The organism is Pseudomonas sp. MWU12-3088 (assembly GCF_023242405.1).
In the GTDB taxonomy this organism is placed as follows: Bacteria; Pseudomonadota; Gammaproteobacteria; order Pseudomonadales; family Pseudomonadaceae; genus Aquipseudomonas; species Aquipseudomonas kribbensis.
On record NZ_JALJEA010000006.1, the window covers coordinates 40,977 to 63,428 of the forward strand.

At 59.6% G+C, this 22,452-nt stretch carries 18 protein-coding genes; 13 read left to right on the forward strand and 5 right to left on the reverse strand.

Annotated elements, in window-relative coordinates:
• Positions 1–130: 130 nt before the first annotated feature.
• The 11 genes from nuoG to M5B98_RS15775 all read left to right on the forward strand — a co-directional run bounded on the left by nuoG (position 131) and on the right by M5B98_RS15775 (position 13,369).
• Complete coding sequence (nuoG, locus tag M5B98_RS15725) at positions 131–2,845, forward strand: NADH-quinone oxidoreductase subunit NuoG (RefSeq protein WP_248743186.1); 2,715 nt, start codon at positions 131–133, stop codon at positions 2,843–2,845.
• Entirely contained in the window at positions 2,842–3,849 is a 1,008-nt protein-coding gene (gene nuoH, locus M5B98_RS15730; protein WP_007951460.1) for an NADH-quinone oxidoreductase subunit NuoH, read from the forward strand. The genes nuoG and nuoH overlap by 4 nt, the downstream gene beginning before the upstream one ends.
• A gap of 11 nt (positions 3,850–3,860) precedes the next feature.
• Positions 3,861–4,409: an NADH-quinone oxidoreductase subunit NuoI gene (gene nuoI / locus M5B98_RS15735; protein WP_007951461.1), complete on the forward strand. Its 549-nt coding sequence runs from the start codon at positions 3,861–3,863 to the stop codon at positions 4,407–4,409.
• 9 nt (positions 4,410–4,418) lie between these two features.
• A complete protein-coding gene (gene nuoJ, locus M5B98_RS15740) occupies positions 4,419–4,919 on the forward strand; it encodes an NADH-quinone oxidoreductase subunit J (protein WP_085690004.1) in 501 nt (166 codons plus the stop codon).
• Positions 4,920–4,922: 3 nt separating this feature from the next.
• Positions 4,923–5,231 (forward strand): NADH-quinone oxidoreductase subunit NuoK, encoded by a 309-nt coding sequence (gene nuoK / locus M5B98_RS15745; RefSeq protein ID WP_003180046.1) that lies wholly within the window; start codon positions 4,923–4,925, stop codon positions 5,229–5,231.
• The gene (gene nuoL / locus M5B98_RS15750; protein WP_085712395.1) at positions 5,228–7,081 is read left to right on the forward strand and encodes an NADH-quinone oxidoreductase subunit L; all 1,854 of its coding nucleotides are present in this window, start codon (positions 5,228–5,230) and stop codon (positions 7,079–7,081) included. The genes nuoK and nuoL overlap by 4 nt, the downstream gene beginning before the upstream one ends.
• A gap of 39 nt (positions 7,082–7,120) precedes the next feature.
• Positions 7,121–8,653 (forward strand): NADH-quinone oxidoreductase subunit M, encoded by a 1,533-nt coding sequence (nuoM, locus tag M5B98_RS15755; RefSeq protein ID WP_007951464.1) that lies wholly within the window; start codon positions 7,121–7,123, stop codon positions 8,651–8,653.
• Positions 8,654–8,660: 7 nt separating this feature from the next.
• Positions 8,661–10,124 (forward strand): NADH-quinone oxidoreductase subunit NuoN, encoded by a 1,464-nt coding sequence (gene nuoN / locus M5B98_RS15760; RefSeq protein WP_169430947.1) that lies wholly within the window; start codon positions 8,661–8,663, stop codon positions 10,122–10,124.
• Between the two features lie 240 nt (positions 10,125–10,364).
• Positions 10,365–11,222 (forward strand): hypothetical protein, encoded by an 858-nt coding sequence (locus M5B98_RS15765; protein WP_248743187.1) that lies wholly within the window; start codon positions 10,365–10,367, stop codon positions 11,220–11,222.
• 422 nt (positions 11,223–11,644) lie between these two features.
• A complete protein-coding gene (locus M5B98_RS15770; protein WP_248743188.1) occupies positions 11,645–11,830 on the forward strand; it encodes a hypothetical protein in 186 nt (61 codons plus the stop codon).
• Between the two features lie 213 nt (positions 11,831–12,043).
• Positions 12,044–13,369, forward strand: a complete 1,326-nt coding sequence (locus M5B98_RS15775; protein ID WP_248743189.1) for an OprD family porin — start codon at positions 12,044–12,046, stop codon at positions 13,367–13,369.
• A gap of 148 nt (positions 13,370–13,517) precedes the next feature.
• On the opposite strand, the gene M5B98_RS15780 is transcribed toward M5B98_RS15775, so the two are convergent.
• The 5 genes from M5B98_RS15780 to M5B98_RS15800 all read right to left on the reverse strand — a co-directional run bounded on the left by M5B98_RS15780 (position 13,518) and on the right by M5B98_RS15800 (position 19,923).
• Positions 13,518–13,850: a DUF2790 domain-containing protein gene (locus M5B98_RS15780; protein WP_248743190.1), complete on the reverse strand. Its 333-nt coding sequence runs from the start codon at positions 13,848–13,850 to the stop codon at positions 13,518–13,520.
• 79 nt (positions 13,851–13,929) lie between these two features.
• On the reverse strand, positions 13,930–14,130 hold the full coding sequence (locus M5B98_RS15785) for a co-regulatory protein PtrA N-terminal domain-containing protein (protein ID WP_248743191.1): 201 nt from the start codon (positions 14,128–14,130) through the stop codon (positions 13,930–13,932).
• A 134-nt stretch (positions 14,131–14,264) separates the two neighbouring features.
• Entirely contained in the window at positions 14,265–17,417 is a 3,153-nt protein-coding gene (locus M5B98_RS15790; RefSeq protein ID WP_248743192.1) for a CusA/CzcA family heavy metal efflux RND transporter, read from the reverse strand.
• Between the two features lie 15 nt (positions 17,418–17,432).
• Positions 17,433–18,626, reverse strand: a complete 1,194-nt coding sequence (locus tag M5B98_RS15795; protein WP_248743193.1) for an efflux RND transporter periplasmic adaptor subunit — start codon at positions 18,624–18,626, stop codon at positions 17,433–17,435.
• 49 nt (positions 18,627–18,675) lie between these two features.
• Positions 18,676–19,923 (reverse strand): TolC family protein, encoded by a 1,248-nt coding sequence (locus tag M5B98_RS15800; RefSeq protein WP_248743194.1) that lies wholly within the window; start codon positions 19,921–19,923, stop codon positions 18,676–18,678.
• Positions 19,924–20,332: 409 nt separating this feature from the next.
• Here M5B98_RS15800 and M5B98_RS15805 point away from each other — a divergent pair, with 409 nt between their 5' ends.
• Positions 20,333–21,007: a heavy metal response regulator transcription factor gene (locus M5B98_RS15805; RefSeq protein WP_085745970.1), complete on the forward strand. Its 675-nt coding sequence runs from the start codon at positions 20,333–20,335 to the stop codon at positions 21,005–21,007.
• The gene (locus tag M5B98_RS15810) at positions 21,004–22,410 is read left to right on the forward strand and encodes a heavy metal sensor histidine kinase (RefSeq protein WP_248743195.1); all 1,407 of its coding nucleotides are present in this window, start codon (positions 21,004–21,006) and stop codon (positions 22,408–22,410) included. The genes M5B98_RS15805 and M5B98_RS15810 overlap by 4 nt, the downstream gene beginning before the upstream one ends.
• The last annotated feature ends 42 nt before the right edge of the window (positions 22,411–22,452 follow it).

Here is a 22,452-nt window from a genome sequence, read left to right on the forward strand (position 1 = left end):
AAAAAGGCGAAGGGTCCGTGCCCTTCGCCTTTCGTCCGATGACGCCTTTCGGGGCTGACTGGATTCGGACGGATAACAAGATTCCATTAGCCACGCCCGCTGACACCGGGCCAACGAAGACCTTTGAACCATGGCCACTATCCACGTAGACGGCAAAGCGCTCGAAGTCGACGGGGCAGACAACCTTTTACAGGCATGTCTGTCGCTGGGCCTCGACATCCCTTATTTCTGCTGGCACCCCGCGCTTGGTAGCGTCGGGGCCTGCCGCCAGTGCGCGGTCAAGCAGTACACCGACGAGAACGACACCCGTGGTCGCATCGTCATGTCCTGCATGACCCCGGCCACCGACAACACCTGGATCTCCATCGACGATGAAGAATCCAAGGCGTTCCGCGCCAGTGTCGTCGAATGGCTGATGACCAACCACCCGCACGACTGCCCCGTGTGCGAGGAAGGCGGTCACTGCCACCTGCAAGACATGACCGTGATGACCGGCCACAACGAGCGCCGTTATCGCTTCACCAAACGCACCCACCAGAACCAGCAACTAGGCCCGTTCATTTCTCACGAAATGAACCGCTGCATCGCTTGCTACCGCTGCGTGCGTTTCTACAAGGACTACGCCGGCGGCACCGACCTCGGTGTGTACGGCGCCCACGACAACGTGTACTTCGGTCGCGTTGAAGACGGCACCCTCGAAAGCGAGTTCTCCGGCAACCTCACCGAGGTCTGCCCGACCGGTGTGTTCACCGACAAGACTCACTCCGAGCGCTACAACCGTAAGTGGGACATGCAGTTCTCGCCGAGCATCTGCCATGGCTGCTCCAGCGGTTGCAACATCTCCCCGGGCGAGCGTTACGGCGAACTTCGTCGCATCGAAAACCGTTACAACGGTTCGGTGAACCAGTACTTCCTGTGCGACCGTGGCCGTTTCGGTTATGGCTACGTCAACCGCACCGACCGTCCACGTCAGCCACTGTTGGCCGACGGAACCAAGCTGAGCCTGGACGACGCGCTGGATAAAGCCGCCGACCTGCTGCGCGGTCGCAACATCGTCGGTATCGGTTCGCCCCGTGCCAGCCTCGAAAGCAACTATGCGTTGCGTGAACTGGTGGGCGCCGAGCACTTCTACTCCGGTATCGAAGCCTCCGAGCTGGAACGCATCCGTCTGGTCCTGCAAGTGCTGAAAGATAGCCCGCTGCCAGTGCCGAACATGCGCGACATCGAAGACCACGACGCCGTGTTCGTCCTCGGTGAAGACCTGACCCAGACCGCCGCCCGCATGGCCCTGGCCCTGCGTCAGTCGGTAAAAGGCAAGGCCGAAGACATGGCCGAAGCCATGCGCGTCCAGCCTTGGCTCGACGCCGCGGTGAAGAACATCGGTCAGCACGAACTGAACCCGCTGTTCATCGCCAGCCTGGCTGAAACCAAGCTCGACGACATCGCCGAGGAGTGTGTACACGCCGCTCCTGACGATCTGGCCCGCATCGGTTTCGCCGTGGCTCACGCCCTGGACGCCAGCGCACCGGCCGTTGAAGGTCTGGACGCCGAAGCCCTGGAACTGGCCAAGCGCATCGCCGACGCCCTGCTCGCTGCCAAGCGTCCGCTGATCATCGCCGGTACTTCGCTGGGCTCCAAAGCCCTGATCGAAGCGGCTGCCAACATCGCCAAGGCCTTGAAGCTGCGCGAGAAGAACGGTTCGATCAGCCTGATCGTGCCGGAAGCCAACAGCCTCGGCCTGGCCATGCTCGGTGGCGAATCGGTTGATGCCGCGCTGCAAGCGGTCATCGACGGCAAGGCCGACGCCATCGTCGTGCTGGAAAACGATCTGTACACCCGTACCGCCAAGGCCAAGGTCGATGCGGCACTGAACGCTGCGAAAGTCGTGATTGTTGCCGACCATCAGAAGACCGCCACCAGCGACCGCGCGCACCTGGTTCTGCCAGCCGCCAGCTTCGCTGAAGGCGACGGTACGCTGGTCAGCCAGGAAGGTCGCGCCCAGCGCTTCTTCCAGGTTTTCGACCCGCAATACATGGACGCGAGCATTCTGGTCCACGAAGGCTGGCGCTGGCTGCACGCCCTGCGCGCCACCCTGCTGAACCAGCCGATCGACTGGACGCAACTCGACCACGTCACCTCCGCCGTTGCTTCGAGCACCGCGCAACTGGCCGGCATCGTCGACGCTGCACCGTCCGCCGCGTTCCGCATCAAAGGCATGAAACTGGCCCGTGAACCGCTGCGCTACTCCGGCCGCACGGCAATGCGCGCCAACATCAGCGTTCACGAACCGCGCACTCCGCAAGACAAAGACACCGCGTTCGCCTTCTCGATGGAAGGTTACTCGGGCTCCGCCGAACCACGTCAGCAAGTGCCATTCGCCTGGTCGCCGGGCTGGAACTCGCCGCAAGCCTGGAACAAGTTCCAGGACGAAGTCGGTGGTCACCTGCGCGCTGGCGATCCGGGCACCCGCCTGATCGAAAGCACCGGTGATTCGCTGAACTGGTTCGCCAGTGTTCCGCGCGCGTTCAACCCGGCCCAGGGCACCTGGCAAGCCGTGCCGTTCTTCCACCTGTTCGGCAGCGAAGAGAACTCTTCGAAAGCCGCTCCGGTTCAGGAACGCATCCCGGCGGCCTACGTTGCTCTGGCCAAGTCCGAAGCCGATCGTCTGGGCGTCAACGACGGCGCACTGCTGAGCCTCAACGTTGCCGGCCAGACCCTGCGTCTGCCGCTGCGCATCAATGAAGAGCTGGGCGCAGGTCTGGTGGCATTGCCTGCGGGCATCGCCGGCATTCCACCGGCATTCGCCGGCGTATCCGTTGATGGTCTGCAGGAGGCAGCGCAATGACCTGGTTCACCCCTGAAGTGATCGATGTGATCCTGACGGTCATCAAAGCCATCGTGATCCTGCTGGCCGTTGTGGTCGCAGGTGCGTTGCTCAGCTTTGTCGAACGTCGCCTGCTGGGCTGGTGGCAGGACCGTTACGGTCCGAACCGCGTCGGCCCGTTCGGCATGTTCCAGATCGCTGCCGACATGCTGAAGATGTTCTTCAAGGAAGACTGGACCCCGCCGTTTGCCGACAAGGTGATCTTCACCCTGGCACCGGTGGTGGCCATGTCCGCCCTGCTGATCGCGTTCGCGATCATCCCGATCACCCCGACCTGGGGCGTGGCGGACCTGAACATCGGCCTGCTGTTCTTCTTCGCCATGGCCGGTCTGTCGGTCTACGCGGTGCTGTTCGCCGGCTGGTCGAGTAACAACAAGTTCGCCCTGCTGGGCAGCTTGCGTGCCTCGGCACAGACCGTGTCCTACGAAGTGTTCATGGGCCTGGCCCTGATGGGCATCGTGGTGCAGGTCGGCTCGTTCAACATGCGCGACATCGTCGAGTACCAGGCGCAGAACCTGTGGTTCATCATTCCGCAGTTCTTCGGCTTCTGTACCTTCTTCATCGCTGGCGTGGCCGTGACTCACCGTCACCCGTTCGACCAGCCGGAAGCGGAACAGGAACTGGCCGACGGTTACCACATTGAATACGCCGGTATGAAATGGGGCATGTTCTTCGTCGGTGAATACATCGGCATCATCCTGATCTCGGCGCTGCTGGTCACCCTGTTCTTCGGTGGCTGGCACGGTCCGTTCGGCATCCTGCCGCAACTGTCCTTCGTCTGGTTCGCACTGAAGACCGCGTTCTTCATCATGCTGTTCATCCTGCTGCGCGCTTCCATCCCGCGTCCGCGTTATGACCAGGTGATGGATTTCAGCTGGAAATTCTGCCTGCCACTGACCCTGATCAATTTGCTGGTGACCGCTGCAATCGTGTTGTGGAACACGCCTGCGGTTGCGGTTCAGTGAGGATTTGACCCATGTTCAAATATATTGGCGACATCGTTAAGGGTACCGGTACCCAGTTGCGCAGCCTGGTCATGGTCTTCGGCCATGGTTTTCGCAAGCGCGACACCCTGCAATACCCGGAAGAACCGGTCTACCTGCCGCCACGCTACCGTGGCCGCATCGTCCTGACCCGCGACCCCGATGGCGAAGAACGCTGCGTAGCCTGCAACCTGTGCGCCGTGGCGTGCCCGGTGGGTTGCATCTCGCTGCAGAAAGCTGAAACCGAAGACGGTCGCTGGTACCCGGACTTCTTCCGTATCAACTTCTCGCGCTGCATTTTCTGCGGTCTCTGCGAGGAAGCCTGCCCGACCACCGCGATCCAGCTGACGCCGGATTTCGAGATGGCCGAGTTCAAACGTCAGGACCTGGTGTACGAGAAAGAAGATCTGCTGATCTCCGGCCCCGGCAAAAACCCTGATTACAACTTCTATCGTGTTGCAGGTATGGCCGTTGCGGGCAAGCCGAAAGGCGCCGCACAAAACGAAGCCGAGCCGATCAACGTGAAGAGCTTGCTGCCTTAAGGAAGAACGATGGAATTCGCTTTCTATTTCGCATCGGGTATCGCTGTTGTGTCCACACTGCGTGTGGTCACCAACACCAATCCTGTGCACGCCCTGCTCTACCTGATCATTTCGCTGATCTCCGTGGCCATGACCTTCTTCGCTCTCGGCGCTCCGTTCGCTGGCGTGCTGGAAGTGATCGCCTACGCCGGCGCCATCATGGTGCTGTTCGTGTTCGTGGTGATGATGCTGAACCTGGGGCCTGCCTCGGTTCAGCAGGAACGCACCTGGCTCAAGCCCGGCATCTGGGCAGGACCGGTGATTCTCGCCGCCCTGCTGCTGGCCGAACTGCTGTATGTGCTGTTCGCTCACCAGAGCGGTCAGGCCATCGGTCAAACCACCGTGGACGCGAAAGCCGTGGGCATCAGCCTGTTCGGTCCGTACCTGCTGGTGGTCGAACTCGCCTCGATGCTGCTGCTCGCTGCAGCCGTCACGGCGTTCCATTTGGGCCGTAACGAGGCGAAGGAGTAAGACATGCCTGCTATCCCTCTCGAACATGGACTGGCGGTTGCCGGCATCCTGTTCTGCCTTGGTCTGGTCGGCCTGATGGTCCGCCGCAACATTTTGTTCGTGTTGATGAGTCTGGAAGTGATGATGAACGCCTCTGCACTGGCCTTCATCGTCGCGGGCGCCCGCTGGGCGCAACCGGATGGACAGATCATGTTCATTCTGGTGATCAGCCTGGCAGCCGCCGAAGCCAGTATTGGCCTGGCGATCCTGCTGCAACTGTATCGCCGCTTCCACACGCTCGATATCGACGCTGCCAGTGAGATGCGCGGATGAACCTACTCTTTCTGACTTTCGTATTCCCTCTGATCGGGTTCCTGTTGCTGTCGTTCTCGCGCGGCCGCCTCTCGGAAAACCTGTCGGCGCTGATCGGTGTCGGCTCCATCGGCCTGTCTGCCATCGTCGCGGCTTACGTGATCTGGCAGTTCAACGTCGCTCCACCGGAAGGTGGCGTGTACGTCCACGTACTGTGGAAGTGGATCTCGGTGGAAGGCTTCCAGCCTAACTTCGCCCTGTACCTGGACGGCCTGTCCGTGACCATGCTCGGTGTGGTGGTCGGCGTGGGTTTCCTGATCCACCTGTTCGCCTCCTGGTACATGCGCGGTGAAGCCGGTTACTCGCGCTTCTTCGCCTACACCAACCTGTTTATCGCCAGCATGCTGTTCCTGGTCCTTGGCGATAACCTGCTGTTCATCTACTTCGGTTGGGAAGGCGTGGGCCTGTGCTCGTACCTGTTGATCGGTTTCTACTACAGCAACCGCAACAACGGTAACGCCGCACTGAAAGCCTTCATCGTCACCCGTATCGGCGACGTGTTCATGGCGATCGGCCTGTTCATCCTGTTCCAGCAACTGGGCACGCTGAACGTCCAGGAACTGCTGGTGAAGGCGCCTGAGCACTTCAAGGTCGGCGATTTCTGGATCGTGCTGGCAACCCTGATGCTGTTGGGTGGTGCGGTCGGTAAATCGGCTCAACTGCCGCTGCAGACCTGGCTTGCGGATGCGATGGCCGGTCCTACCCCGGTTTCGGCACTGATCCACGCTGCAACCATGGTTACTGCGGGTGTCTACCTGATCGCCCGTACCCACGGTCTGTTCGCCCTGGCGCCGGACATCCTGCACCTGGTCGGCATCGTTGGTGGTGTGACCCTGGTTCTGGCAGGTTTTGCCGCACTGGTGCAAACCGACATCAAACGTATCCTCGCCTACTCGACCATGAGCCAGATCGGCTACATGTTCCTGGCGCTGGGCGTGGGTGCCTGGGAAGGCGCGATCTTCCACCTGATGACCCACGCCTTCTTCAAGGCACTGCTGTTCCTTGCTTCCGGTGCGGTGATCGTTGCCTGCCACCACGAGCAGAACATCTTCAAGATGGGCGGCCTGTGGAAGAAACTGCCGCTGGCCTACGCCAGCTTCATCGTCGGTGGTGCCGCTCTGGCTGCCCTGCCGCTGGTGACCGCAGGTTTCTACTCCAAGGACGAAATCCTCTGGGAAGCGTTCGCCAGCGGCCACAACGGTCTGTTGTACGCCGGTCTGGTCGGTGCGTTCATGACCTCGCTGTACACCTTCCGCCTGATCTTCATCGCGTTCCACGGTGAAGCCAAGACCGAAGCCCACGCCGGTCACGGCATCGCTCACTGGCTGCCACTGTCGGTGCTGATCGTGCTGTCGACTTTCGTCGGCGCCATGATCGTTCCACCGCTGCACGGCGTACTGCCGGAAAGCGTTGGCCATGCCGGTGGCGAAGCCAAGCACAGTCTGGAAATCGCCTCGGGCGCCATCGCCCTGGCCGGTATCCTGCTGGCGGCCCTGCTGTTCCTCGGCAAGCGTCGCTTCGTGACCGCGATCGCCAACAGCGGCATCGGCCGTCTCCTTTCGGCCTGGTGGTTCGCTGCCTGGGGCTTCGACTGGATCTACGACAAACTGTTCGTGAAGCCGTACCTTGCGATCAGCCACATGCTGCGCAAAGACCCGCTCGACCAGACCATCGGTCTGATCCCGCGCATGGCCAAGGGGGGTCACACCGCCCTGAGCCGTACCGAAACCGGTCAACTGCGTTGGTACGCTGCTTCGATGGCTGCTGGTGCCGTACTGGTAATCGGCGCTGTCGTGCTGGTAGCGGTCTGATATGAACCTTGCGAATTTGCGAAAGGAAACGAGCCCGTCATGATTCTGCCTTGGCTAATCCTGATCCCCTTCATCGGCGGCCTGCTGTGCTGGATGGGTGAGCGCTTCGGCGCTACCCTCCCCCGCTGGATTGCGCTGTTGACCATGACCCTGGAACTCGCCCTCGGCCTCTGGCTGTGGGCCCACGGTGACTATTCATTTGCTCCGGCGCCTGGCGCCGATCCGACCTGGGCGCTTGAGTTCAAGCACGTCTGGATCCAGCGCTTCGGCATCAACGTGCATTTGGCCCTCGACGGCCTGTCGCTGCTGATGATCCTGCTGACCGGTCTGCTGGGTATCCTGTCGGTACTCTGCTCGTGGAAAGAGATTCAACGTCACGTTGGCTTCTTCCACCTGAACCTGATGTGGATCCTGGGCGGCGTTGTCGGCGTGTTCCTCGCCCTCGACCTGTTCATGTTCTTCTTCTTCTGGGAAATGATGCTGGTGCCGATGTACTTCCTCATCGCGCTCTGGGGTCACAGTTCTTCGGACGGCAAGAAAACCCGTATCTACGCAGCGACCAAGTTCTTCATCTTCACTCAGGCTTCCGGCCTGATCATGCTGGTGGCGATCCTGGGTCTGGTCCTGGTCAACTACAACAGCACCGGCGTGATCACCTTCAACTACGCCGACCTGTTGAAGACCAAGATGTCGATGACCACCGAGTACATCCTGATGCTCGGCTTCTTCATCGCCTTCGCGGTCAAGCTGCCGGTGGTTCCGTTCCACTCCTGGCTGCCTGACGCTCACGCCCAGGCACCGACTGCAGGTTCCGTCGACCTCGCCGGTATCTTGCTGAAAACCGCGGCCTACGGTCTGCTGCGTTTCGCCCTGCCGCTGTTCCCGAACGCCTCGGCCGAGTTCGCGCCGATCGCCATGACCCTCGGTCTGATCGGGATCTTCTACGGTGCGTTCCTGGCGTTCGCACAAACCGACATCAAGCGTCTGATCGCCTTCTCGTCCGTTTCCCACATGGGCTTCGTACTGATCGGCATCTACTCCGGCAGCCAACTGGCGCTGCAAGGTGCGGTGATCCAGATGCTGGCCCACGGTCTGTCGGCGGCGGCACTGTTTATCCTGAGCGGTCAGCTGTACGAGCGTCTGCACACGCGTGATATGCGTGAGATGGGCGGTCTGTGGTCGCGTATCGCTTACCTGCCGGCGATCAGCCTGTTCTTCGCAGCCGCCTCCCTGGGTCTGCCGGGCACCGGTAACTTCGTCGGCGAGTTCCTGATCCTGATCGGCACCTTCGCCAGTGCGCCATGGATCACCGCGATTGCCACCTCCGGTCTGGTGTTCGGTTCGGTCTACTCGCTGATCATGATCCACCGCGCTTATTTCGGTCCGTCCAAATCGGATTCGATCCTGCACGGCATGGACGGTCGCGAACTGATCATGGTGCTGGGCCTTGCGGTGCTGCTGATTTACCTCGGCGTCTACCCGCAACCGTTCCTCGACACTTCTGCCGCCACGATGCATGGCGTGCAGCAGTGGCTCGGCACCGCCTTCACTCAACTCGCTTCGGCCCGGTAAGAGCGCTATGGAATTCACGATTCAACACTTTATTGCGCTAGCGCCACTGTTGATCACCAGCCTCACCATTATCGTGGTGATGCTGGCAATCGCCTGGCGCCGCAACCACTCGCAGACCTTCCTGATTTCGGTGGCAGGTCTGAACCTGGCCTTGCTGTCGATCCTGCCGGCCCTGAAAGTCGCGCCTCTGGCCGTGACTCCATTGCTGCAGATCGACACCTTTGCCTGCCTGTACATGGCGCTGATCCTGGTCGCCACCCTCGCCTGCGTCACCCTCGCCCACGCCTACCTCGGCGATGGCGGTTCGGGTTACCCGGGCAACCGTGAAGAACTGTACCTGCTGATCCTGATGGCCGCCGCCGGTGGCCTGGTTCTGGTCAGCGCGCAGCACCTGGCCGGGTTGTTCATCGGTCTGGAACTGCTGTCGGTGCCGGTCTACGGTCTGGTGGCCTACGCCTTCTTCAACAAGCGTTCGCTGGAAGCCGGCATCAAGTACATGGTGCTGTCGGCCGCCGGTTCGGCGTTCCTGCTGTTCGGTATGGCGCTGTTGTACGCAGACTCGGGCTCCCTGAGCTTCGTCGGTATCGGTCAGGCACTGGCTGCGACCGGTCTGCCAAGCTCGCTGGCGCAACTGGGCCTGGGCATGATGCTGATCGGTCTGGCGTTCAAACTGTCGCTGGTACCGTTCCACCTGTGGACGCCGGACGTGTACGAAGGTGCTCCGGCACCGGTGGCCGCGTTCCTCGCCACCGCGTCGAAAGTGGCCGTGTTCGCGGTAATGGTTCGTCTGTTCCAGATCTCCCCTGCCGCCAGCAGTGGCGTTCTGAGCAACGTGCTGACCATCATCGCCATCGCCTCGATCCTGTTCGGTAACCTGCTGGCCCTGACCCAGAGCAACCTCAAGCGTCTGCTCGGTTACTCGTCCATCGCGCACTTCGGCTATCTGCTGATCGCATTGGTGGCGAGCAAAGGTCTGGCGGTCGAAGCCATCGGCGTTTACCTGGTCACCTACGTGATCACCAGCCTCGGCGCCTTCGGCGTGATCACCCTGATGTCCTCGCCGTACAACGGTCGTGACGCAGACGCGCTGTACGAGTATCGCGGCCTGTTCTGGCGCCGTCCGTACCTGACCGCCGTACTGACCGTGATGATGCTGTCCCTGGCCGGTATCCCGCTGACTGCAGGCTTCATCGGCAAGTTCTACATCATCGCCACCGGTGTCGAGTCGCACCAATGGTGGCTGGTAGGTTCGCTGGTACTGGGCAGCGCCATCGGCGTGTTCTACTACCTGCGCGTGATGGTCACCCTGTACCTGATCGAACCGAACCTGCGCCGCCACGACGCCCAGTTGCACTGGGAACAGAAGGCAGGCGGCGTAATGCTGCTGGCCATCGCCGTGGTCGCGTTCTTCCTCGGTGTGTACCCGCAACCATTGCTGACCCTGGTTCAGCAGGCGGGCCTGGCGGGCTGATTGCTCTGCTGGAATGGCTACAAACAGAAACGGCACCTTCGGGTGCCGTTTCTGCGTTTGGGGAATTCATTACAAGTGCCCTGCCCTTCCTGCTGAAACTCCAGAAAGCTCCCGCTGAATTGTCGGTTTCGTCCTACAACCCGTATACGGCTCTTAGAGCTATCGTGTGTGAGCGGGATAAAGCAGCTTCGCAGGCACACTGAATACACTTGCCGATCGACAGGACACAGGGAAATCATATTGAACATTCACAACATACATACCACTTACGAAAAAATGTATGCATATGAAGAAGAGATAAAAAACAGCATTTCAATAAAAACCCAAATAATATTTACAGCCATATTCGCCCTTGCTTCAGCAACCATCTATCTCGCGCGCTTTCTAGACTTCACCTTCAACCCTAAAATTGCATATGTTATTTCCTTTTTCATAGCAACAACCTTAGTAATCTCAGCAATATCCACATATTTCAATTGCAAAGCTTTTAGCGGTTCCGAATTTAACCGGATGCCATACGCAGAAAAAATCAAGGAATACTACGAAAGCCAAATCGAATACAACGATGAGCTCGCCAAATATAATGTCCAGGTAGCTCAACACGAACAAATACCCTTGATCAATCCTGCCAAAGAAACCGCGAGCTTTATATCAAACACCTACATTAGCTGCTCTACACATAACGCCCTAGTCAACGAAGAGCGATCCCGCTGGGTGTTTAAAGCGTTGTCAACTTTTCTGATGGCCTGCATCCCCCTCGCCATAGGCAGCTTGCTATTTGTTCTCTTTGACATGGACACCTCCTCACCCAGGAAAAATTTTGCAATAAAAGATACATACGTAGGAGATCAAATAGCCGCTTTAAAAACTCAGCTGTTAAATGACTCTAAATCTGACGCTGTAGCAGACCTGAAAAAAAGGACTATAATCCTCGAAAATATAGTTCTTGAAAAAGGGGCAGAAAAATTGAGCGAACCTAATAAACCAGCATTGAGCGAACACAAAACTCTGCCCCAAGCACCTGTAAAACCGTCTGCTCCACCATCCAGAAAGACGTACGACGATGTTAACGGTGGTCCCAATAGGAATCAGAAATGAAAGCGACCAACGGCCCGTCCAAACCAGAAAACCCTACTAGACCGACACCACCAAAAAAACCTTCTGCACCAGTGGTACGCCGTGTTGTCAACGAGAGAGTTATCAATAGAAAGGAAATAGCGCTAGATAACAGGTGACCATCAATCGAAGCCATTCGACCAATATCTATCACTCAAAACAACGGCATCTTCGGATGCCGTTTTTTTTCTGCAGTTTCACTTCAAAAGTCTCTGGCATCGGCTGAACCCTGCATCTGGGCGGCTGAGTTTCTGTAGGAGTTGACGAAGGTAGCGATCCCTTAATCGTAAACGCCACACTCTCCTTAGGAGTTTTCCTGCAACTCACTGGGCAATGTATGACATTCGAAAGGAGCCATTTTCCAGTAAATTCGAAGATCAATTTTCAAGAGGAGATGGCGGACCATGAATCGAGATATTTTTTCAGACTTGATGGACGGCCTCGAGACATTAGCCGAAGAACGCAAAGGCAAAGTCACCTTGAAAAAAACGCGCGCCCAACGGATCGGAACCATGAAGGGCAAACTCACACTTCCCAAAGACATCGACACTTCTCTTCCAGAGGATTTGCTGGATACCTTCGAAAGGTAGAAGCGCACCTCTGCATACATGGAACGATCAGACCCACCCTGTGGTGAGTTTTGCCCGCATCCACTTAACGAAATTGTAATCCCCCGATCACCTTGGCGTTATCCGCAGCCTGCAACGATGTCACCCGGCGACTCTCCCGGCGGGCCCTTGCCCGTCGAACAATAAAACCCACGCCGAAGCACGTTCCCGTTCTGCCGAACTCAGGAGTGATTGATGGTTAACAACACAAAAATATCGATGGCCGCTTTAGCAGTGGTTGTCGGCGCCGGGCCGTCCATGGTGTTTGCAGAAGACAAACCCGAAGGGTTTATCGAAGGCAGCAGCCTGACGGTGCTCAACCGCAACTTCTATTTCAATCGTGATCACCGCAACGGCCAGTCCAGTCCCACCGGCAATGGTTATTCCGAGTCCTGGGCCCATGCGGTCATCAGCAAGTTCGAATCCGGTTTCACCCAAGGCACCGTTGGGGTCGGTGTCGATGCGTTTGCCATGATCGGTCTGAAACTCGACACCGGTGACGGCCGCAACGGTGGCCACAGTTCGTTCGATGTGTTGCCGGTCGACAGCGAAGGCAAAGCACGGGACGAATACACCAAGGTCGGTGGGGCCGCCAAAGTGCGGGCCTTCGATACGGTGGTGAAAATCGGCGATGTGTTCCCGGCCAACCCGGTGGTTGCGGCGGGTGACTCGCGATTGCTGCCGGAAAGCTTTCGCGGTGTGACGGCGACCAACACCAGCATCGAGGGGCTGTCGATCCAGGGTGGCCGACTGCATGCGATGAGCCAACCGGTGTCCAGCGACATGCGCGAAAACTTTGCAACCTTCTATGCCGGCCCGGTCAACTCGCCCTGGATCGCTTACGGCGGCGGCGATTATGCGCTGAACAAAAACCTCAGTTTCAGCCTGTACACCAGTCGCCTGAAAGATGCCTGGAACCAGTACTACGCCGGCACCGCCTGGACGTATCCGCTGTCGGATGACCTGTCGCTGTTCGGTGGCCTGAACTATTACAAGGCGGTCGATGAAGGCAAACAGTTGCTCGGCAAGTTCGACAACAACATCTGGAGCGGCCGCGTCGGAGTGAAACTCGGCGCCCACTCCGTCACCCTCTCCCACCAGCGCAACAACGGCAACGACGACTTCGATTACCTGCGCCAGTCCGACTCGATCTTCCTCGACAACTCGATCCAGTACAGCGACTTCAACTCACCCAAAGAGCGTTCATGGATGGCGCGCTACGACCTCGACATGAGCACTTACGGCGTGCCGGGCCTGTCATTCATGACCCGCTATGCCCGCGGCACCGACGCCGATTATTCCAACGCCAACGCCGTGTACATGCGCCGCGATGCCGAAGGCAATCCGCTGACTGACCAGAAGCGCTGGGAGCGTGACATCGAAGTCAAATACGTGGTGCAAAGCGGTTCGATGAAAGACCTGTCACTGCGCCTGCGCCAGGCCACCACCCGTGCCACGGCGTTCGAGTCGGATCTGGATGAAGTACGGGTGATTGTCGAATACCCGCTGGCGATTCTCTGAGTTTCACGAGCAACACATTCACCTTTAGAAGCTCCTTGCTCCTTTGGTAAGAGGTGAATTTTTTGGCGTCCTTCGGGGCGCCTTTTTTATGCCTGAAAAAAAGCCCGACTCACTGAACATGAACCGGGCGCTTGTGCCGCGACAGGCGCTATCCACCCTGTTGACGGCAGGTCCCCATGACGCTGTACGTGACGGTGTTGAGTTGTCCTTTGGAGTCTTCATAAGTCATCGCAGCCGGCACCACCGCGCATTCATTTTTCGGCCGGACAACGCTCACCACTTTCTTCACATCCAGCTTCATTCCGTACGTATATTCCTTGACCACCGGCGCCGCTTTGCCCTGGGCCGCCGCGTACTGCTCCATGGCCTGGGCATTGGCGCTGAGCGCCCGGTCGAACGTTCTGTCGCCACCGCCTTCGGCCAACGCATTCAAGGACATCGCCATGACACCGGTGAATGCCAACCACTTCAGAAATTTCATATCCAGCTCCTTCAAATCACGACTCATAAAAAAGCCCACCATCGATGCGCGATGACGGGCTCATTCACTGGCGGCACGCTTACAGGTCTTGGGTCTGTTCGGCCTTCTTGTCGTTCACGACAACGGGATCACGGGCCTTTTCCTTGGCAACGAACAGCTCCATGGAGCGGTCATTGTTGGTCATCATCCGGTCGAAAGTGCGGTCGCCGCCACCTTCGGCCATCGCCAGGGAAGACACCGCCAACGCCAACAAAAACGCACCGATCTGTACAGGTTTCATGTTTGATTCCTCATTTAAGTAACTGACGGGATCAAGGTAACAATCCGAACCTTTCGTGACGGTGGCGCCGAAATTACATATCCGTTATGTAGAAAGGCCCGCATTTGCGGGCCCGTTTTTGAACCAAGAAGCGACTAAACAGCAGCGGGCGATTCCTCGTCCCGGCGATGCGCAATCTGATACAGCGCCGGCAGGATCAGCAGCGTAAGAATGGTCGAGGACAGAATTCCGCCGATCACCACAGTGGCCAGCGGTCGCTGCACCTCGGCCCCGGTGCCGGTTGCAAGCGCCATCGGAATGAAGCCCAAGGACGCCACCAGAGCAGTCATCAACACCGGTCGCAACCGTGTCAGCGCGCCGACGTTGATTGCCTCGGACAGCGAACGCCCCTCCTCCCGCAGATTGCGGATGAACGCGATCATCACCAGCCCGTTGAGTACCGCCACACCGGACAAGGCGATAAACCCGACACCCGCCGAAATCGACAACGGAATGTCCCGCAGCCACAACGCCATGACCCCGCCGGTCAACGCAAACGGAATCCCGGTAAACACCAGCAAGCCGTCCTTGAGGTTGTTGAACATCATGAACAGCAACCCGAACACCAGCAGCAACGCCACCGGCACCACGATCTGCAAGCGCTTGGCCGCCGATTGCAGTTGTTCGAACTGCCCGCCCCAGGTGGTCCAGTAACCCGCCGGCACCTGCACGTCGCGCTCGATCACTTCGCCCGCCTCGGCGACGAACGAGCCGATATCCCGCCCACGCACGTTGGCACTGACGATCACCAGGCGCTTGCCGTTTTCGCGGCTGACCTGGTTCGGCCCCAGCACCAGATCGAGGCTCGCGACGTCCTTGAGCGCAATGAAACCGATCTGACTGGCTGCATCACCTCCAGCCGCCGGCACTGGAATCAGCAGCGCAGACAAACCTTCGATGTCCTTGCGCATGGCGTCGGACAAACGCACGACCATGTCGAAGCGCCGGTCGCCCTCGTACATCGTCCCGGCCTTCTGCCCGCCGACGGCCACCGCAATGGTGTCCTGCACATCGCCGACGTTGAGCCCGTAACGCGCTGCCTTGTCGCGGTCGATGTTGATGGTAAGCACCGGCAGGCCGGTGGTTTGCTCGACCTTGACCTCGGACGCACCATTGACCTTCTGCATGGCAGCGGCAATCTTCGCCGCCGTGGCGTTGAGCACATCCATGTCATCGCCGAACACCTTGACCGCCACATCGCTACGCACGCCGGAGATCAGCTCGTTGAAGCGCAACTGGATCGGCTGCGACAGTTCATAGTTGCTGCCCGGCAGCGTCGCGGCGGCCTGTTGCAGCTCGGCCATCAGGGTTTCCCGGGACTTGCCCGGATCCGGCCATTGGTCCTTGGGCTTGAGCATCACGTAGCTGTCGGAGATGTTCGGCGGCATCGGGTCGGAGGCGATTTCCGCCGTGCCGGTGCGGGCGAACACGCGCTCGACTTCCGGCACTTTATTAAGGATCAGCGTTTCGAGCCGCTGCTGCATGTCCACCGATTGCGTCAGGCTGGTGCCCGGCACGCGCAGCGCCTGCAAGGCAAAATCGCCTTCGCTGAGACTCGGCACAAACTCACTGCCCATGCGGCTGGTGACCACGCCACTGAGCACGATCACAGCCAACGCCGCGCCGACCGCCACAGCACGGCGCGACATCACCCAGGCCAGCGCCGGTGCATAAACGCGACGTGCGCCGCGCATCACTACGCCCTCTTCTTCCTTGACCTTGCCGGTCACGAACAGCGCAATCGCCGCAGGCACAAAGGTGACGGACAAGAGCATGGCGCCAAGCAACGCGATAACCACGGTAAACGCCATCGGATGGAACATTTTCCCTTCGACGCCGCTCAGGGCAAAGATCGGCAGGTACACAACCATGATGATCAACTGGCCGAAAATTAGCGGTCGCCGCGCCTCTTTCGCCGCCGCAAACACTTCATGGAAACGCTCGGATCGGGTCAACAGACGCCCATGATGCTGCTGCGCATGGGCCAGTCGCCGCAGGGTGTTTTCGACGATCACCACTGCACCGTCGACGATGATCCCGAAGTCCAGCGCACCAAGGCTCATCAGGTTGGCGCTGACCTTGTTGCTGAACATGCCGGTGAAAGTGAACAGCATCGACAGCGGAATCACCATCGCGGTAATCAGCGCGGCGCGGATGTTGCCGAGGAACAAGAAGAGGATCGCGATGACCAGAATCGCGCCTTCGACGAGGTTCTTCTTTACCGTGGCGATGGCCTTGTCGACCAGATGCGTGCGGTCGTACACCGGCACCGCGATCACGCCAGCGGGCAAGGATTTGTTGATCTGTTCGAGCTTGGCGGCGACGGCCTGGGAGACCGTACGGCTGTTCTCGCCGATCAGCATGAACACCGTGCCGAGCACCACTTCACGACCATTTTCCGTGGCGGCGCCAGAGCGCAGTTCGCGGCCAATATCTACGGTGGCGACGTTCTTGATTCGGATCGGCGTGCCGTCGACGTTGGCCATGACGATGTTGGCGATATCCTCGGTGCTCGCCACTTGCCCCGGTGCGCGGATCAGCAATTGCTCGCCGCTGCGTTCTATGTAGCCGGCGCCGACGTTGGCGTTGTTGCGCTCCAGCGCCGTCACCAGATCGGTGAGGGTAAGCTTGTAGGCCGCGAGTTTTTTCGGATCGGGGGCAATCTGGTACTCCTTGGCAAAGCCGCCGATGGTGTTGATCTCGGCCACGCCGGGGACGTTGCGCAATTGCGGCTTGATGATCCAGTCCTGGATCACCCGCAGATCGGTCGGCGTGTAGGGCGTGCCGTCATCTTTCAGCGCGCCCTCCTTGGTCTCGACCGTCCACAAAAAGATCTCGCCGAGCCCGGTGGAGATCGGCCCCATCACCGCCTCAACGCCCTCGGGCAATTGCTCCTTGGCGGACTGCAACCGCTCGTTGACCAATTGCCGGGCAAAGAACAGATCAGTGCCGTCCTTGAAGATCACCGTGACCTGAGACAACCCCGAACGCGACAGCGAACGGGTCTGTTCCAGCGCCGGCAGGCCGGCCATCGCGGTTTCAATCGGGAACGTAATGCGCTGTTCGGTTTCCAGCGGCGAAAAACCGGCCGCGCCGGTGTTGATCTGCACCTGGACGTTGGTGATATCGGGCACGGCGTCGATCGGCAGCTTCTGATAACTGGCGATACCGAGGCCGGCCATGAGCAGAACGGCGAGCAGCACGATGATGCGCTGCTCGATGGCAAACTGGATCAGGCGTTCGAACATGGGAGTCTTCCGCGATTAATGACTGTGCTCGGCCGAGGCTTTGCCCAGCTCCGATTTGAGGACGAAGCTGCCGGCGCTGGCGACTTGCACGCCCGGTTCCAGCCCGGCGATGACTTCCACCTGCCCCGCCGCGCGACTGCCCAGTTCCACCGCTTGCGCCTTGAAGCCGTCGTCGGTGCGCACGAATACCGTGGGTTTGTCCTCGACGGTCTGGATCGCGGTTTCCGGTACGGCGACCTTGGCCTGACGGCTGTCTGTCGCGACCAGCGCGGTGACAAACAGGCCGGGGCGCCATGAGCCTTGCGGGTTTTCCAGGGTGACGCGCACGGTCGCGGTACGGGTCTGTTCGCCGAGCAGGCTGCCGACGTAAGCCACGGTGCCGCTGACTTCAGCATTCAGTTCCGCCGCGCTGACGGTGACGGGTTTGCCGACTTGCACCTTGTTCAAGTCCTTCGGTGACACGCCGAAGGTGACCCACACCCGCGACAAGTCCGAGAGTGTGAAGGCCGCCGTGGTTTCATCAACCACCTCCCCCGGCGTCAGGTGTTTTTCCACCACCACACCGTCAAACGGCGCCCGTAGTTCATAGCGATTGCCGCCAGTGGCGACCACGCTGCCGCTGAGCACGCTGATCTTTTGCCGGGCGTTGCTCACGGCGATCTCGGCTTCTTCCAGGGCTTGGCGGGCCTGGAGGAAATCCTGCTCGGCGGAGATCTTGTCCTGCCACAGTTTCTTCTCGCGCTCGAACGTCGTGCGCGCCAGGGCCAGACGGCGTTGTGCGGCCGCCTGTTCGCTGCGCTGATCGGAGATCTGCTGACTGGCAATCACCGCCAGCAACTGCCCCTTCTTCACCGACTGCCCGAGATTGACCGACACCGACTCGACCACACCCGGTACGCGCGGCACCACATGGGCGGTGCGGTCCTCGTCGAAGCGCACTTCGCCGGGGAACGGCAAGCCAAGACTGATGCGCTGCGCTCGCGCTTCGGCCAGTTGAATCCCCGCCGCCGTGATCTGTTCGGCCGTCAATTCGATGTGTCCTTCTTCGCCATGCTCGCCTTCGGCGGCTGCGCCTTCTTCAGCGTGATCCGCATGCTCGGAGGCTTCATCGGCATGCGCATCGATGCCCGAGTTGCCCGCCCACATCGCGCCGATACCAATCCCCAACGCCAAGGTCGCCGCAGCGACCACGATCAGTTTTTTATCCATGGAAACTCCTCTGCGCCGTGCCATCGCGCAGTGATCAGAAAATTGAAATTCAACGGTTGACGCCGAGGTCGCCGAAAATGCGTTCGATGCGGACCCGGGCGTCGGTGGCCTCGCTCACCGCCTGGATGTATTGGCTGCGGGCGCTGATCAGCGTGCGCTGGGCGTCAAGTACGTCGAGGAAGCCGAACTTGCCCATTTCGAAACCACGAGTGGCGCTGTCGACCGCACTTTGCGCGGCGGGAAGGATGGTCTGATTGAACGCCTGGATTTCGCCGTTGGCGGTCTGCCATTGCTCAAGGGTGGTCTGGATTTCCGTGCGCAGGCGCAGCTCGGTAGCGTTGCGCAGATCCCGTGCCTGATCGGCACGCCGCGCCGCCGCGAGTACGTTGCCCTGATTGCGGTTGAACAGCGGAATCGGCATCGACAGCCCGACCACGTTGACCCGCTCGCGCTCGGTTTCGCTGTACTGACTGCCGATGCTGACGGTGAGATCGGGAATCCGCTGGGACTTCTCCAGTCCCAGCGATGCCTCGCGTTGATCGATCTGCAACTTGGCCAGGCGCAGCTCCGCCGTTTCATTCAGACGCTCGAGCAAACGGGTGGGTGGCGGTACGCCGGGCAGGCTTTGAGCAGCGCTTTGCACCGTAGTCGAAGTCGGCAACGGTGCGCCCATGACCTGCGCCAGTTGCTGGTACGCATTGGCCTGATCACGCTCGGCGCGGCTCAGCTCCAGGCGCACTTCCGAAAGCTGTACTTGGGCGCGAGTGCCTTCCACCGGCGACGACTTGCCCGCCTCGATCCGCCCTTGGGCCACACGCACACCGTGTTCGGCGAGTTGCAGCGACTGACGGCTCAGTTGCAAACGTTGCTGCGCAGTTTGCGCGCCGTTGAACGCTTGAATGACATCGGCGCGCAACGCGTTGCGCTTGCGCTCCAGCTCGAGGCCGGCGGCATCCTGCGCACGGCTCGCCACATCGATCCGCGCGCCACGCTTGCCGCCCAGTTCGATCGGCTGGCTGAGCATCACCGTGGTGGTGCGCGACTGGCGCCGGGTGTCTTCGGCCTCCCACGAAACCTCGGGATTGGGGATCAGGCCCGCCTGTTTGCGGTCACCTTCGGCAATGCCGATTTCCCACTGCGCGGCCGCCAGATCCGGGTTACCCGCGAAAGCGGTTTGCAGGGCCTGATCCAGGGTGAGGGTCGATGCACTGGCAAGACCTGTACAGGCCAGCAACAAGAGGCCGCTGGCGGTTTTTTTCAGGCGTGAGCGCGCCGTCCGTTCTATTAAACCGGGCAATGGAAGACTTCCTTTAATCAAGAATTTTTGATTGCGCCACGGTAGGGTTTTGAACTTATCGACAAGGTGACTGGAAAATTACAAATCCGTTATCAACAGTTCATCGAAGTTGTTTTGCTCTAGGATTCCGGATTCGAATGGCGCTGTAGCAACACATGGAAACAAATACTGGTTAGTTATCTGCCGAACAGCACTTGCCGAAATCGAAGTGATGAAAAAACCGCTCCATTGCTGCGACAGGCTGTCGCGGATAGCCGTTTTAAAGGGCTTACACGTTGACTCTGTAGCCACTACAGCCTTTACCTTGCACGCCATCCAGCAACAGAAACCGTCCGGAAGACCTTACAAAAACAACAACTTTCCTGGCCACCTTAATTAAATATCCATTGAATAAAAGTGGTGAAAGATCATGCGAATCCTTGTCGTCGAGGACGAGCTTAAAGCTGCCGAATACTTGCATCAAGGTCTGACCGAAAGTGGTTATATCGTTGATCATGCCGTTAACGGCGCCGACGGTTTGCACTTGGCGCAACAACAGGTTTATGACCTGATCATTCTGGATGTGAATCTGCCGGAACTCGACGGCTGGAGCGTGCTTGAACAACTGCGTCGTACTCATTCCACCCGGGTGATGATGCTGACCGCACGCGGGCGCCTGGCAGACAAGATCCGGGGACTGGATCTGGGCGCCGACGACTATCTGGTCAAGCCGTTCGAGTTTCCGGAACTGCTGGCGCGAGTACGCACCCTGATGCGCCGCAGCGAAAACATCCCGGTACCGCAGGTGCTCAAAGTGGCTGATCTGGAACTCGATCCGGGCCGTCACCGGGCGTTTCGCGGCAGTCAGCGCATCGACCTGACCACCAAGGAATTTGCCCTGCTGCATCTGCTGATGCGCCAGTCCGGCGAAGTGCTGACCCGCACCCAGATCATCTCGCTGGTGTGGGACATGAATTTCGACTGCGACACCAACGTGGTCGAGGTCTCGATCCGCCGCTTGCGAGCGAAGATCGACGACCCGTTCGACAGCAAGCTGATCCACACCCTGCGCGGTGTCGGTTATGTGCTGGAGGCACGGGAATGAAGCCGGCCAGCCTGTCGCTGCGACTGGGGCTGACCGTCAGCATTCTCGGTGCGTTGCTGGTGGTGTTCCTGGCGATCCTCGCGTATTTCGCCCTGACCCATGAACTGAACGCGTTGTCCCGTGACAGCCTGGAAAAGAAGATGGCGCAGGTCGAGCACAGCCTGTCGCTGTACGTCGATGCCAATGAAGTCAGTGGCAAACCGCACATTCTGCTCGATCAGGTCATGGGGCATGACAACCTGACGCTGACGATTTATGACCGGGGCAATATGCGCTCGCCGTTGCTCAAGTCCGGAACAGGATTGACGGACCCACGGATTGAATTGAAAGCGGTGCGGGCGACGACCGATCAGTTGTCGTACACCGACAGCGCCGATGCTGAAGGCGCGAAGTTTCTCACCGCCTCGAAGCTGATTCGCCTGAAGGACGGCAGCAACGTGCCGGTGCTGTTGTCGATTGATAACGCCCACGACCAGGCCCTGCTCAGCGCCTATTTGCGCTCGACGCTGATGGCCTTGCCGTTGCTGCTGGTGTTCATCGGCCTGACCGCCTGGGGCGCGGTACAGCGCGGACTGGCGCCGCTGCGGGAGTTTCGCAAGGTGGCGGCGAGAGTGACCACCCAGGACCTCGACCATCGGCTTTCGGTGGTGAACATGCCTCAGGAACTCAGCGAACTGGCGCAAGGCATCAACGTCATGCTCGATCGCCTGGACAGCGGCGTGCAGCAGTTGTCGCAATTCTCCGATGATCTGGCCCACGAGCTGCGCACGCCGATCAACAACCTGATGGGCAAGGCTCAGGTCACGCTCTCGCGCAAGCGTACGGTCGAGGAATACACGGACGTGTTGGTGTCGTGCACCGAAGAGCTCGAACGCGTCGCGCGAATTGTCTCGGACATGCTGTTTCTGGCCCAGGCCAGTCAGCCGATGGCGCACGCGTCGTTCGAACCGATTGCACTGGAAGATGAGGCGTTCAGGGTGGCCGACCTGTTTTCCCTGTCGGCGCAGGAAAAGCAGATTCATCTGAAGGTGGTCGGCAGCGCCCGGGTGTCGGGCGACCGTTTGATGATCCAGCGGGCGATATCGAACCTGCTGTCCAATGCCCTGCGCCATTGCCCCGCCGGCAAAACCGTTTCGCTGTTCATCGAACAGGCGCCGACACAGGTGGCGCTGCGGGTGAGCAATCCCGGCGCAGGTATCGAAGCGCAGCACTTGCCACATCTGTTCGACCGTTTCTACCGGGTCGACAGCAGCCGCACCCGCTCACAGGGCAGCACCGGACTGGGGCTGGCCATCGTGCGCTCGATCATGTGCCTGCATTCGGGCACCGCGCAGGTACAGAGCCGTCCGGGGGCGATGACGGTTTTCAGTCTGGTGTTTCCCGTGGTTGCGGAAAAGCACTAAAACCTTCAAGCAGATTTGTGCGGTGTTTTCTCAATCTCCATC

Bases quoted from the DNA above. Each gene is read 5' to 3' on its own strand.
- nuoH (WP_007951460.1), top strand. From the start codon at position 2,842: ATGACCTGGTTCACCCCTGAAGTGATCGATGTGATCCTGACGGTCATC.
- M5B98_RS15790 (WP_248743192.1), bottom strand. From the start codon at position 17,417: ATGTTCGAACGCCTGATCCAGTTTGCCATCGAGCAGCGCATCATCGTG.
- nuoM (WP_007951464.1), top strand. From the start codon at position 7,121: ATGATTCTGCCTTGGCTAATCCTGATCCCCTTCATCGGCGGCCTGCTG.
- M5B98_RS15805 (WP_085745970.1), top strand. From the start codon at position 20,333: ATGCGAATCCTTGTCGTCGAGGACGAGCTTAAAGCTGCCGAATACTTG.
- M5B98_RS15770 (WP_248743188.1), top strand. From the start codon at position 11,645: ATGAATCGAGATATTTTTTCAGACTTGATGGACGGCCTCGAGACATTA.
- M5B98_RS15795 (WP_248743193.1), bottom strand. From the start codon at position 18,626: ATGGATAAAAAACTGATCGTGGTCGCTGCGGCGACCTTGGCGTTGGGG.
- nuoN (WP_169430947.1), top strand. From the start codon at position 8,661: ATGGAATTCACGATTCAACACTTTATTGCGCTAGCGCCACTGTTGATC.
- nuoI (WP_007951461.1), top strand. From the start codon at position 3,861: ATGTTCAAATATATTGGCGACATCGTTAAGGGTACCGGTACCCAGTTG.
- nuoL (WP_085712395.1), top strand. From the start codon at position 5,228: ATGAACCTACTCTTTCTGACTTTCGTATTCCCTCTGATCGGGTTCCTG.
- M5B98_RS15810 (WP_248743195.1), top strand. From the start codon at position 21,004: ATGAAGCCGGCCAGCCTGTCGCTGCGACTGGGGCTGACCGTCAGCATT.
- nuoK (WP_003180046.1), top strand. From the start codon at position 4,923: ATGCCTGCTATCCCTCTCGAACATGGACTGGCGGTTGCCGGCATCCTG.
- M5B98_RS15780 (WP_248743190.1), bottom strand. From the start codon at position 13,850: ATGAAATTTCTGAAGTGGTTGGCATTCACCGGTGTCATGGCGATGTCC.
- nuoG (WP_248743186.1), top strand. From the start codon at position 131: ATGGCCACTATCCACGTAGACGGCAAAGCGCTCGAAGTCGACGGGGCA.
- M5B98_RS15775 (WP_248743189.1), top strand. From the start codon at position 12,044: ATGGTTAACAACACAAAAATATCGATGGCCGCTTTAGCAGTGGTTGTC.
- M5B98_RS15785 (WP_248743191.1), bottom strand. From the start codon at position 14,130: ATGAAACCTGTACAGATCGGTGCGTTTTTGTTGGCGTTGGCGGTGTCT.
- nuoJ (WP_085690004.1), top strand. From the start codon at position 4,419: ATGGAATTCGCTTTCTATTTCGCATCGGGTATCGCTGTTGTGTCCACA.